The organism is Enterobacter sp. JS8-1 (genome assembly GCF_049187015.1).
Classification (GTDB): Bacteria; Pseudomonadota; Gammaproteobacteria; order Enterobacterales; family Enterobacteriaceae; genus Enterobacter; species Enterobacter mori.
Genome location: NZ_CP185805.1, coordinates 1,855,915 through 1,868,741 on the forward strand (window position 1 = coordinate 1,855,915; position 12,827 = coordinate 1,868,741).

At 56.7% G+C, this 12,827-nt stretch carries 11 protein-coding genes; 7 read left to right on the top strand and 4 right to left on the bottom strand.

The window, feature by feature from the left end; translation table 11 throughout:
- The first annotated feature begins 28 nt into the window (after positions 1-28).
- Positions 29-568: a glycine zipper 2TM domain-containing protein gene (locus tag ACOQH0_RS08750; RefSeq protein WP_029485037.1), complete on the top strand. Its 540-nt coding sequence runs from the start codon at positions 29-31 to the stop codon at positions 566-568.
- Between the two features lie 59 nt (positions 569-627).
- Here ACOQH0_RS08750 and comR read toward each other — a convergent pair whose 3' ends face one another.
- Positions 628-1,263 (bottom strand): TetR family copper-responsive transcriptional repressor ComR, encoded by a 636-nt coding sequence (gene comR / locus ACOQH0_RS08755; protein ID WP_010429744.1) that lies wholly within the window; start codon positions 1,261-1,263, stop codon positions 628-630.
- Positions 1,264-1,507: 244 nt separating this feature from the next.
- On the opposite strand from comR, the gene bhsA reads away from it, so the two are divergent.
- Entirely contained in the window at positions 1,508-1,765 is a 258-nt protein-coding gene (gene bhsA / locus ACOQH0_RS08760; RefSeq protein ID WP_006174713.1) for a multiple stress resistance protein BhsA, read from the top strand.
- Positions 1,766-1,837: 72 nt separating this feature from the next.
- Here bhsA and ldtC read toward each other — a convergent pair whose 3' ends face one another.
- From ldtC to ACOQH0_RS08775, 3 genes are all read right to left on the bottom strand, one after another.
- Positions 1,838-2,803: a L,D-transpeptidase LdtC gene (gene ldtC, locus ACOQH0_RS08765; protein ID WP_029485038.1), complete on the bottom strand. Its 966-nt coding sequence runs from the start codon at positions 2,801-2,803 to the stop codon at positions 1,838-1,840.
- Between the two features lie 142 nt (positions 2,804-2,945).
- Entirely contained in the window at positions 2,946-6,392 is a 3,447-nt protein-coding gene (gene mfd / locus ACOQH0_RS08770) for a transcription-repair coupling factor (protein ID WP_421512018.1), read from the bottom strand.
- A 148-nt stretch (positions 6,393-6,540) separates the two neighbouring features.
- Positions 6,541-7,614 (bottom strand): acyltransferase family protein, encoded by a 1,074-nt coding sequence (locus ACOQH0_RS08775; RefSeq protein WP_100167028.1) that lies wholly within the window; start codon positions 7,612-7,614, stop codon positions 6,541-6,543.
- A 257-nt stretch (positions 7,615-7,871) separates the two neighbouring features.
- Between ACOQH0_RS08775 and lolC the strand changes: the two genes are divergently transcribed.
- From lolC to cobB, 5 genes are read left to right on the top strand one after another with little or no spacing between them, the layout of a single operon-like run.
- Positions 7,872-9,071 (top strand): lipoprotein-releasing ABC transporter permease subunit LolC, encoded by a 1,200-nt coding sequence (gene lolC / locus ACOQH0_RS08780; protein WP_089599895.1) that lies wholly within the window; start codon positions 7,872-7,874, stop codon positions 9,069-9,071.
- Positions 9,064-9,765 carry a lipoprotein-releasing ABC transporter ATP-binding protein LolD gene (gene lolD / locus ACOQH0_RS08785; RefSeq protein WP_010429765.1) on the top strand — a complete coding sequence of 234 codons (702 nt, stop codon included), beginning with the start codon at positions 9,064-9,066 and terminating at the stop codon, positions 9,763-9,765. The genes lolC and lolD overlap by 8 nt, the downstream gene beginning before the upstream one ends.
- Entirely contained in the window at positions 9,765-11,009 is a 1,245-nt protein-coding gene (gene lolE / locus ACOQH0_RS08790) for a lipoprotein-releasing ABC transporter permease subunit LolE (protein WP_100167026.1), read from the top strand. Before lolD ends, lolE begins: the two co-directional genes overlap by 1 nt.
- Positions 11,010-11,063: 54 nt before the next feature.
- Positions 11,064-11,975, top strand: coding sequence for an N-acetylglucosamine kinase (gene nagK / locus ACOQH0_RS08795; protein WP_421512019.1), 912 nt, complete (start codon positions 11,064-11,066; stop codon positions 11,973-11,975).
- A gap of 14 nt (positions 11,976-11,989) precedes the next feature.
- On the top strand, positions 11,990-12,811 hold the full coding sequence (gene cobB, locus ACOQH0_RS08800) for a Sir2 family NAD+-dependent deacetylase (protein WP_421512021.1): 822 nt from the start codon (positions 11,990-11,992) through the stop codon (positions 12,809-12,811).
- The last annotated feature ends 16 nt before the right edge of the window (positions 12,812-12,827 follow it).

A 12,827-nucleotide genomic window follows, 5' to 3' on the forward strand; every position in this document is an offset into this window, starting at 1 on the left:
TTCCAATAGCAACAAAGGAGGAAGTCCCGTGAATAAATCAATGTTGGCGGGTATAGGGATTGGCGTCGCTGCTGCGCTAGGTGTGGCTGCCGTAGCCGGTCTCAACGTACTTGATCGTGGCCCGCAGTATGCGCAGGTCGTTTCCGCTACCCCGATTAAAGAAACCGTGAAAACCCCTCGTCAGGAGTGCCGCAACGTCTCTGTGACTCACCGTCGTCCGGTGCAGGATGAAAACCGCATTGCCGGTTCAGTTCTCGGTGCCGTAGCCGGCGGCGTGATTGGTCATCAGTTTGGTGGCGGACGAGGCAAAGATGTGGCGACGGTCGTGGGTGCGCTGGGTGGCGGCTATGCCGGTAATCAGGTGCAGGGCGCAATGCAGGACAACGATACGTACACCACCACACAGCAGCGCTGCAAAACCGTTTATGACAAGTCCGAAAAAATGCTGGGCTATGACGTAACCTACAAAATTGGCGACCAGCAGGGCAAAATCCGCATGGATAAAGACCCTGGCACCCAGATCCCTCTGGACAACAATGGTCAGCTGGTACTGAACAACAAAGTGTAAAAAAGATGTTCTCTGAACTTAGCTCCTCATGCGCTCAGGCTGAGGAGCTTTTTTTTGCCTTAAAGTTTAAGCAGTTCAGGCCACAGACGCAGTGTGGTTTGCGTAATACTCTGCAGTTTTTCAAGCGTAGCCCCTTCACGGGCGCTGATGGACATACCCTGTAAAATACAGCTCAGGTATTGCGCCAGCTCCTGCGGGCGGCAGTGCGCCGGGATTTCACCGCGCTGCTGCCGCTGGGCCAGAAACGTACTTAACGTCTCCTCCTGCATGGCATGGCGTGATTTCACCGTATTGGCAATCTCTTTAGATGAAGCAGCAAGCGTGGCGGAGGTGTTGATCATAAAGCAGCCCGCGGGTGTGTCTTTGCTGGTAAAGCAGGTCGCGACGGCGCAGAAATAGTCCTGCAACGCCTGTTCAACGCTTTTCTCTTCGCAAAAAAGCTGCGCTTCGTGTTTTGCCGCAAAGCGCGAGATGTATCTGTCCAGCACTGCCCTGAACAGCCCCTCTTTATTGGTAAATTCCGCATACAGCGTGGGTGCCTTAGCGCCGGTCGCTTCTACCAGATCGGAAAGCGAGGTCGCTTCGTACCCATGCTGCCAGAAGAGTGTCATGGCCTTATCGAGCGCCGCATCCCTGTCGAACACTTTTGGTCGGCCACGGCTTTTCTTTGCGCAACTCGTGACTTCGGTTGTCATTTGCCGTTGGTCCTCAGTTGGTTTGTTGAATGACCATTATAAAAATAAACCCATCCCGCGACCAGCGTAGTTTGCTTAAAAATAAATTAATCATATGGGTATGAAAATTAACGAAAATAAAATTAATTTAACGGTCGTTATAAAAACATGTTGACGTGTGAGCTGGATCACATCTATCATTTATCTATCGATCGTTAAGTAAATAACTTACGACGCCCAATTCATCTGCCTAAAGGTAAAAATCATGAAAAACGTAAAAACCCTGATCGCTGCTGCTGTACTTAGCTCACTCTCTTTCGCAAGCTTCGCCGCTGTAGAAGTACAATCTACTCCTGCTGACCAACAAAAAGTGGGTACCATCTCTGCAAACGCGGGGACAAACCTGGGCTCTCTGGAAGATCAACTGGCGCAGAAAGCGGATGAGATGGGTGCGAAATCGTTCCGTATCACCTCAGTGACCGGCCCTAACACCCTGCACGGTACTGCTGTTATCTATAAATAAGCCTGGCTAAACCCTCATTTATGCCACTGCTATAAAAAACGCCCTGCATTTGCAGGGCGTTTTTTTTGGTACTTACATTGACTGCGGAGTGACATTTCCATGTCGCGTGACGTCAATTGGCATTCCTGACCGGGCTTCCATCGCGCGCTCCATCACCACGCTATCGGTGTTCGTATTCGATTTAAAGCTCACCATCGCGGCATTCAGTGGAATAGGCAGCGTCTGCGGATCGTCACCGAGGTGTTTTGATAATGGCTGGTGAATTTCGACCAACCGTACGCCACCGGGCTCTTCCGAGGCCTTAATCGGAGTATTGATAATATTCACTTTTGTGCCCGGCGTAATCACGCTATAGAGCGTCTTGATGTCGTCATCGCGCAGACGAATACAGCCGGAGCTGACGCGCATACCGATGCCGAAATCCGCATTCGTTCCATGCAGCAGATAAACCCCACCATATGCCGCGAGGCGGATCGCGTGATGACCCATTGGGTTGTCCGGTCCCGCCGGCACGACGGTGGGCAGATCGATACCCTGAGCTTTATAGCGTGCGCGAATATTTGCCGTGGGTGTCCAGGTTGGGTTAGCACGTTTATCCGACACGGTAGTGACCATGGTTGGCGTCAGTGTGTCCCCGCCCAGCTGGCCGATACCGATTGGATAAACGGTCACTTCTTTTTTACCCGGCGGATAATAGTACAGTCGAAGCTCGGCAAGGTTAATCACGATCCCCTGTCGTGGTGCATCAGGAAGAATGGTCTGAAGCGGGATCGTCAGCACGCTGCCAGCGCGCGGCACGTAAGGATCGACACCGGGGTTGGCCTGCAGCAAGGCCAGAAAGCCGACGTTATATTTTTTGGCAATGGCCTCCAGCGAACCCCCGTTATCTTCAACAACATGAAAACGGTTTTGCCCGACAACGTTGCTGCCAGGGGGGGGAAGGGGCCAGGTGTTTGCGCGTGCAGGCAGCGCAACGGCTACCGTAGCGGCAAGCGCAAGCAGGGTGATCCAGCGAGTTAAACGCGAAGCGGTCATTATCATAATCCCTATAAATGATAAGGTTATTGTTTTATAAAGGGTTAATGATAATTATGGCGAAGAGGTGTGTCGGGAAGATCGGGTGAAGTGCAAAGAGTTTGTAAATTCTCCCCCGTCAGCCAGGCGCTAACGGGGGAAAAGATTACGCGATAGCGTTCTCTTCAAGCTGGCGCATAAAGTTGCGCACCCAGTCCATGCGGGTTTTGCGTTCTGTCAGTTCCTGAGTAAAACGCAGACGCGTCGGGCCGTCCAGGCGGAAGTGCTGCGGCTGTTTTTGCAGCAAACCAATCAACCACATCGGATCGACATGGTTTTTTTCCGCGAACTCAATCACGCCGCCTTTTTCATTCCCTTCGAGCTTACGAATGCCCAGCTTTTGCGCCTGCTGACGGAGTCGCGCGATATCCAGCAGATTTCGCGCGGCATCCGGCAGCAGCCCGAAGCGGTCGATCAGCTCCACCTTAATCTCTTCCAGCTCGTTTTCTTTTTTCGCGCTGGCGATACGTTTGTAGAATGACAGACGGGTATTCACATCAGGAATGAAATCATCCGGCAGCAGGGAAGGCATACGCAATTCCACCTCGGTCTGCTGGCTGGTCAAATCTTCCAGCGACGGCTCGCGTCCGGCCTTCAGCGCATCGACGGCATTTTCCAGCAGTTCCATATAGAGCGAGAAGCCGATGGTCTCCATCGAGCCGCTCTGGTCTTCACCCAGCAGTTCACCGGCACCGCGGATCTCGAGATCGTGTGTCGCCAGCGCAAAGCCTGCGCCAAGGTCTTCCAGTGACGCGATGGCTTCCAGACGCTTTTGCGCGTCGGTGGTCATCGCTTTCGGATGCGGCGTCAGCAGCCAGGCGTAGGCCTGATGGTGCGAACGCCCGACGCGACCGCGCAGCTGGTGCAGCTGCGCCAGACCAAAGTGATCCGCGCGTTCGATAATGATCGTGTTCGCGGTCGGGATATCAATACCGGTTTCAATGATGGTGGTACACACCAGCACGTTGAAGCGCTGGTGGTGGAAATCATTCATCACCCGCTCCAGCTCGCGCTCGCGCATCTGTCCGTGACCGATAGCGATACGCGCTTCCGGCACCAGCTCCGCCAGCCTGTCCGCCGCTTTTTGAATGTTCTCCACGTCGTTGTAGAGGTAGTACACCTGGCCGCCGCGCAGCACTTCACGCAGGATCGCTTCGCGCACCACCAGATTGTCATACTCGCGGACAAAGGTTTTTACCGCCAGACGGCGCGCCGGTGGCGTGGCGATAATCGACAGATCGCGCATGCCGCTCATCGCCATGTTCAGCGTACGCGGGATAGGCGTTGCGGTCAGGGTCAGAATGTCGACGTCGGCACGCATCGCTTTGATGCGCTCCTTATGGCGCACCCCGAAGCGGTGCTCTTCGTCGACGATCAGCAGCCCCAGATCTTTCCACTTCACGTCGCTTTGTAGCAGCTTGTGGGTGCCGATCAGAATATCGATTTTACCTTCACTTGCCTGTTCAAGAATTTGCGTCTGCTCTTTAGCGCTGCGAAAACGCGACAGCATCTCGATACGCACTGGCCAGTTGGCAAAGCGGTCGCGGAAGTTGTCGAAGTGCTGCTGGGCAAGCAGGGTAGTAGGCACCAGCACTGCCACCTGCTTGTTGTTCTCCACGGCCAGGAAGGCGGCGCGCATGGCGACTTCAGTTTTACCGAAGCCCACATCACCGCACACTAAGCGGTCCATCGCCAGCGGCTGGCACATGTCGCTCAGCACCGCGTTAATGGCCTGGGCCTGATCCGGCGTGGTTTCAAACGGAAAACTGTCGCAGAACAGCTGATACTGCTCTTTGTCATGCTTAAACGCATAACCTTCTTTGGCCGCGCGCTGGGCGTAGATGTCCAGCAGCTCGGCCGCCACGTCGCGCACTTTTTCCGCCGCCTTCTGGCGCGCGCGCGCCCAGGCATCGCCGCCCAGCTTGTGCAGCGGTGCATTATCTTCGGCACCGCCTGCATAGCGGCTGATCAGGTGCAGGGACGAGACCGGCACATAGAGTTTGGCGTCGTTGGCGTAGGTCAGCATCAGGTATTCGCCTTTGATGCCGCCCGCTTCAAGGGTGGTCATCCCCTGGTAGCGTCCGACGCCGTGCTCGAGGTGAACAATCGGCTGGCCCGGATGCAGTTCGGCCAGGTTACGGATCAGCGTGTCCGGGTTGATGGTGCGACGGCTATCCTGACGGCGGCGCGCCACGCGCTCGCCGAGAAGGTCGCTTTCGCAAATTAGCGCCAGGTTATTGAGCGTGTCGATAAACCCATGCTCAGCGGCACCGATCATCAGATAGCGGCCCGTTCCGGTGGCATCGTCCAGCCGCAAAATGCGCTTTGGTGCGATCTTGATGCGGCCAAGCAGTTCGCCTAACGCTTCGCGACGACCTTCGCTCTCAACGGAGAACACCACCGGCCCGGCAAAGGATTCCAGGAACTTGCGCAGATTATCCAGCGGGGATTTTTGCTGCGCCTGAACGGAGAGGTCCGGCAGCGTTTGGAACGCCAGGTTGGTATTGGCCGCTTTATCCGCGAGCGAGTCGGTTCTGAGCTGCATGCGCGGCCAGCGCTTCAGTTCGGCGTTGAGCTCGTCGGTGCGCAGCCAAAGCGTTTCCGGCGGCAGCAGCGGACGCATCGGATCCACGCCACGGTTTTCGAAGCGAGCGCGGGTTTCACTTTCAAAGCGGCTGGCGCTGGCCTCGATATCCCCGGTGTTTACAATCAGCGTGTTCGCCGGGAAATAGCTGAACAGCGCGGGTAGCGGCTCGTTGAAGAACAGGGGCTGCCAGTATTCGATCCCGGCAGGCAGCGTGCCTTTGCTGACCTGCTGATAAATGTGCTCGGCATCGCGCTTCACGTCGAACCTGTCGCGCCACTGGCTGCGGAACAGCTCGATAGCGGTTTTGTCCGTCGGGAATTCATGTGCGGGCAGCAGGTTGATGGATTCCACTTCTTCCAGCGTTCGCTGCGTGTCGGCGTCGAACACGCGCAGGCTGTCGATTTCATCATCAAAGAAATCCAGGCGGTACGGCTGGTCGCTGCCCATTGGGTAAAGATCGAGCAGCGCGCCGCGGGTGGCGTATTCCCCGTGCTCCATCACCTGATCGACATGGCGATAACCGGCACCGTCAAGCTGCGCGCGCAGGGCATCCCGCGACAGGCGCTGGCCTTTTTTCATCACCAGCGCGTGGCCGTGAAGAAAGCTGTGCGGGCAGACGCGCTGCATCAGCGTATTGACCGGCACAATTAACACGCCCCGCTGCATGGTCGGAAGCTGATACAGCGTTGACAGGCGTGAAGAGATGATCTCCTGATGCGGGGAGAAGCTGTCATACGGCAGCGTTTCCCAGTCGGCCAGGCTGGACACCAGGCTATCGGTAAATTGACGGATTTCGTCATGCAGGCGCAGGGCATTTTGCATATCCGGGGCAACCAGCACCACCGGGCCGGGATGGCGCTCAGCGATTTCTGCCACCAGCGTGGCGCACGCCGCGCCCGTGAGTTCGCCCAGATGGCGTTGGTCGCCTGCTTTAACAGGCAAGGTAAAGCGATAGTGTTCAGGCATGGCTATGTCAGAGTCTCTTATGGATATACCAACAGTATTGGGGCATATCACTGATACGCAATGTCTTTATTATCCTCGATCGTTTTGCATTAGCAAATCGTAAGCGTATGGGCGGCAATTCGCCCCCGAAAAGGGGGCGGAGAGGGCATCAACGGGTAGCGGTTGATGGGGAGAGCGTAGCGGGTGGGGAGAAAAAGAGATCGCCAAAGAGAGAGGTGGAAATCTTGCGTATGCCAAGCCCTACAAGGGTGCAGACCAGCAGGCTGGCGAACGGATAGACCAGAATCAGCGTTAACTCGGCCCACACCGGCCAGTACGCGGCATTCATTTCACCAATCAGGCACAGGCTAAAAGCCTCTATCAAAATGCGATGCGTGGTGTAAATCGCAATGGTATTCGAACCCACCACATTCAGCAGGTTTCCTGGATGGACGGCATAACGTTGCTCAACGCTGTAGAAAAGCTTCATGATCAGCACAATCGACAGCAGTGAGAGCGGGAGAGGAACGTTTGCAAACCACAGCACCACGGATACCGCCCCGAACGCGACCAGCGCCAGCCAGACGCGACCTATTTCCAGCCCCTTCATCCAGGCCATAAGCTGTGCACCGTACCACGCGCCCAGGCTGTAGTAGATCATATTACGCACGACGCTGTTCATTCCCCACCACGGCAGCGGCAGGAAGTTAATGGCAATGCTCGCCAGCGCCAGCAGGCCCAGAACTGGCAGCTTCCAGCGGCTCAGCAGTTTGCACAGGGTGAAATAGACCACCAGGGCATACAGATACCACAGGCTGGTGCTGGCAGTGAGCATACCCAGAATAAAGCCCGAGACAGAGTCGGCGTAGGCCGCATTCGAGGACGTTGCCAGTTCACGTTCCGGTGCGAGCCAGGCATTGAGGTGGGTCAGCGCCTGCCACTGAAGTATTCCCCATAGCGCCAGCACCCAGACGATGCTCCAGATGCGCTTGTCGAGGCTGGTGCGCCAGTCTACTTCATCAATGTATCGGCGGATCAGAAAGCCGGAGATAAAGAAGAACACCGGCATGCGGAAGGGTGCGAGATACAGGTTAAAATAGACCCAGCATTTGGCGAGAAGCCCTGACAGCGGATGCTGCAGCCCGCTGAGATGAGGATAAAAGGTGATGACCGAGTGGTAAATCACCACCAGGCAGATGCACAGCCCCTTTATCTGATTAATCCATAATGCTTTTTGTTTCATCGGTAACCAATACCTGTTTTGCCATAAACGAACGGGCAATTGTTCTAAAACGACAGCGAGATGTAACGGGTAACTGTCTGTATCGGGACGTTTTTCGGAAAAGGTGGAGGGTGTGCAGAGAAGAAACCGAAAGTACCACCCTGATTTATCTGAGTTTTTCCGAAAAATGATTACCAAAGCTTACGGTTTCAGTCATTTACGCTTAACGGATTCGCTTATATACTCGTGGGTCTGCTATCAGCAAACAGACGGATTTCATGTATCAACCTGTCGCACTCTTCATAGGCTTACGTTACATGCGTGGGCGCGCCGCGGACCGCTTCGGTCGTTTTGTCTCCTGGCTTTCGACTATTGGCATTACGCTTGGCGTGATGGCACTGGTGACGGTGCTTTCCGTCATGAATGGCTTTGAGCGTGAGCTGCAAAACAATATACTGGGGCTGATGCCGCAGGCCGTTCTCTCCTCAACCAACGGTTCCGTGAACCCGCAACAGCTGCCGGAAAGCGCAGCGAAGTTACAGGGTGTCACGCGCGTTGCGCCATTAACCACCGGCGATGTCGTGTTGCAAAGCGCCCGCAGCGTGGCGGTCGGCGTCATGCTGGGGATTGATCCTGCCCAAAACGATCCGTTGACGCCGTATCTGGTTAACGTAAAGCAATCCGATCTGCAGCCCGGTAAATACAATGTCATCCTCGGCGAACAGCTTGCCGGACAACTCGGCGTCAACCGTGGTGATCAGCTGCGCGTGATGGTACCTTCTGCCAGCCAGTTTACGCCGATGGGGCGCCTGCCAAGCCAGCGCCTGTTCAACGTGATAGGTACCTTTGCCGCCAACAGCGAAGTCGACGGCTATCAGATGCTGGTTAACATCCAGGATGCGTCGCGCCTGATGCGCTACCCGGCGGGAAACATTACCGGCTGGCGCCTGTGGCTCGATCAGCCGCTCAAGGTCGATACCCTCAGCCAGCAAACGCTGCCGGAAGGTACCAAATGGCAGGACTGGCGTGACCGTAAAGGCGAACTGTTCCAGGCCGTTCGCATGGAAAAAAACATGATGGGGCTGCTGCTGAGCCTGATCGTCGCTGTGGCGGCATTTAACATCATCACCTCGCTGGGCCTGATGGTGATGGAGAAGCAGGGCGAAGTCGCCATTCTGCAAACCCAGGGGCTCACGCCGCGCCAGATCATGGCGGTCTTTATGGTTCAGGGGGCAAGCGCAGGCATCATCGGCGCGCTGCTCGGTGCCGTGCTGGGTGCGCTGCTTGCCAGCCAACTGAATAACTTAATGCCGATCATCGGCGCGCTGCTTGATGGTGCGGCGCTGCCGGTGGCTATCGAGCCGCTGCAGGTGGTCGGTATTGCGCTGGCCGCGATGGCCATTGCGCTGCTTTCTACGCTTTATCCTTCCTGGCGCGCTGCCGCCACTCAACCCGCTGAGGCTTTACGTTATGAATAAGATCCTGTTGCAATGCGACAACCTGTCCAAACGCTATCAGGAAGGCACTGTGCAGACCGACGTGCTGCACAATGTGAGCTTTAGCGTGGGTGAAGGCGAGATGATGGCGATTGTCGGCAGCTCCGGTTCAGGCAAAAGTACGCTGCTGCATCTGCTGGGCGGGCTGGATACGCCAACTGAAGGTGACGTGATCTTCTCCGGCCAGCCGATGAGCAAGATGTCCTCCGCGGCGAAGGCCGAGCTGCGTAACCGCGAGCTGGGCTTTATCTACCAGTTCCACCACCTGCTGCCGGACTTCACGGCGCTGGAAAACGTGGCAATGCCGCTGCTGATTGGCAAAAAGAAACCGGCAGAAATTAACGCCCGCGCCAGCGACATGCTGAAAGCGGTAGGGCTGGGCCATCGCGGAAACCACCGTCCCTCAGAGCTTTCCGGAGGCGAGCGCCAGCGCGTGGCGATTGCCCGTGCGCTGGTGAACAATCCGCGTCTGGTGCTGGCGGATGAACCTACCGGTAACCTGGATGCGCGCAATGCGGACAGTATTTTCCAGCTTCTGGGCGAGCTGAACGCATCGCAGGGCACCGCGTTTCTGGTGGTGACCCACGATCTGCAGCTGGCAAAACGCATGGGTCGCCAGCTTGAGATGCGCGACGGCCATCTGAACGCGGAACTGACCCTGATGGGAGCAGAGTAATGGCGTCACCGTTATCGCTACTCATCGGTTTACGTTTTAGTCGTGGTCGCCGTCGCGGCGGCATGGTGTCGCTCATCTCCGTGATCTCCACCGTGGGTATCGCGCTCGGTGTGGCGGTATTGATCGTGGGCTTAAGTGCCATGAACGGCTTTGAGCGCGAGCTAAACAACCGCATTCTTGCGGTGGTGCCGCACGGGGAGATCGAGCCGGTTAACCAGCCGTGGACGAACTGGAGCGATGCGCTCACAAAAGTCGAAAATGTGCCGGGCATTGCCGCGGCCGCGCCCTACATCAACTTTACCGGGCTGGTGGAGAGCGGGGTAAACCTGCGCGCCATTCAGGTGAAAGGTGTCAACCCCGCCCAGGAGGAGCGTCTCAGCGCGCTGCCGCAATTTGTGCAGAACGGCGCGTGGGCCAACTTTAAGGCTGGCGAGCAGCAGATCATCATGGGCAAAGGTGTTGCCGATGCTCTGAAGGTGAAGCAGGGGGACTGGGTCTCGATCATGATCCCGAACGCCAGCGCCGACCACAAACTGCAGCAGCCTAAGCGCGTGCGCCTGCACGTTGCCGGCATTCTTCAGCTGAGCGGGCAGCTCGATCACAGCTTCGCCATGGTGCCGATGGAAGACGCGCGCCAGTATCTCGACATGGGCGACAGCGTGACGGGCATTGCCATTAAGGTGAACGACGTCTTTAACGCCAACAAACTTGTGCGTGATGCGGGCAGCGTGACCAATAACTATGTCTACATCAAAAGCTGGATCGGCACTTACGGGTATATGTACCGTGATATCCAGATGATCCGCGCCATTATGTATCTGGCGATGGTGCTGGTGATTGGTGTAGCGTGCTTTAATATCGTCTCGACGCTGGTGATGGCGGTCAAGGATAAGAGCGGAGACATCGCCGTGCTTCGTACCCTCGGGGCGAAAGACGGCCTTATTCGCGCCATCTTCGTCTGGTACGGTTTACTGGCGGGCCTGTTCGGCAGCCTGTGCGGCGTGGTGATTGGCGTGGTGGTTTCCCTGCAGCTGACGCCGATTATCAACGGCATTGAAAAGCTGATTGGCCACCAGTTCCTGTCGGGTGATATCTATTTTATTGACTTCCTGCCGTCTGAACTGCACTGGCTGGATGTTTTTTATGTGCTGGTTACAGCACTTTTACTGAGTCTGCTGGCAAGCTGGTATCCGGCGCGTCGCGCAAGCCGAATTGATCCGGCGAGGGTACTAAGTGGCCAGTAATTTCGTCATGGTTTAGCGGTCTTTAGGCCGCTGGATCAAGCAGAGGAATGCATCATGTATTACGGATTTGATATTGGCGGCACCAAGATTGCGCTCGGCGTGTTTGATAAAGACCTCAAACTGCAGTGGGAAACCCGCGTTCCCACGCCGCGCGAAAGCTACGACGAATTTTTAACCGCCATTGCCGCACTGGTGGCGCAAGCCGATGAACGCTTTGGCGTGAAAGGCAGCGTCGGCATCGGCATTCCGGGCATGCCCGAAACCGACGATGGTTCGCTGTATGCCGCCAACGTGCCTGCCGCCAGCGGCAAACCGCTGCGCGCCGATCTCTCTGCCCTCCTTGAACGCGATGTGCGTTTAGATAACGATGCCAACTGTTTTGCCCTCTCCGAAGCCTGGGATGATGAGTTCCGTCAGTACCCACTGGTGATGGGGCTGATCCTCGGTACCGGCGTCGGCGGGGGAATTGTGATCAACGGTAAGCCGATTACCGGGCGCAGCTACATCACCGGCGAGTTTGGTCACATCCGTCTGCCGGTGGACGCGCTGGAGGTCGTTGGGCGTGATTTTCCGCTCACCCGCTGCGGCTGCGGCCAGCACGGCTGTATTGAGAACACACTCTCCGGCCGCGGGTTTGCATGGCTTTACGAACACTTCTATCATCAGAAACTTGAAGCCCCCCAAATCATTACCCTGTGGGAGCAAGGGGATGCGCAGGCGCGTGAGCACGTCGAGCGTTATCTTGATCTGCTGGCGGTGTGTCTGGGAAATATTCTCACCATCGTCGATCCGGATCTGCTGGTGATTGGGGGAGGCCTATCAAACTTTACTGCGATTACGGAACAGCTGTCCGGGCGTTTGCCCCGACATTTATTGCCGGTCGCCCGCGTGCCGCGTATTGAACGCGCGCGACACGGGGACGCGGGAGGCATGCGCGGAGCCGCATTCCTTCATCTCACCGATTAGTCTACGAGGTTTCTATGCTGTCGCGTCGCCAGGGTCGACTCAGCCGTTTTCGCAAAAACAAACGCCGCTTGCGTGAGCGCTTGCGCCAGCGGATCTTTTTCAGAGACAGAATGATGCCAGAAGCGATGGATAAACCCAGAGTGGTGGTGCTGACCGGCGCGGGGATCTCCGCCGAGTCAGGAATTCGAACCTTCCGCGCGGCGGACGGGCTGTGGGAAGAGCACCGTGTCGAGGACGTGGCGACGCCGGAAGGTTTCGCCCGCGATCCGGACCTGGTGCAGGCGTTTTATAACGCCCGCCGTCGTCAGCTTCAGCAGCCTGAGATTGCGCCGAATGCGGCGCATCTGGCGCTGGCTAAGCTGGAAGAGACGCTGGGGGATCGTTTTCTGCTGGTGACGCAGAATATCGATAACCTGCACGAGCGGGCGGGTAACAAGAATATCATCCACATGCACGGCGAGCTGCTCAAGGTTCGCTGCGCCTGGAGCGGTCAGGTGCTGGACTGGAAAGAGGACGTGCTGCCGGAAGACAAATGCCATTGCTGTCAGTTTCCTGCGCGTTTACGCCCGCACGTGGTGTGGTTCGGCGAAATGCCGCTGGGCATGGATGAGATCTATAGCGCGCTGGCGATGGCGGACGTGTTCATTGCCATCGGCACGTCCGGGCACGTCTATCCGGCGGCGGGATTTGTTCACGAGGCTAAACTCCAGGGCGCGCATACGGTAGAGCTTAATCTGGAGCCGAGCCAGGTGGGCAGTGAGTTTGAAGAAAAACACTATGGCCTGGCAAGTGAAGTGGTGCCAGCTTTTGTGGATAAACTCCTGAAGGGGCTGTAGTTGTGACGGGCGACAT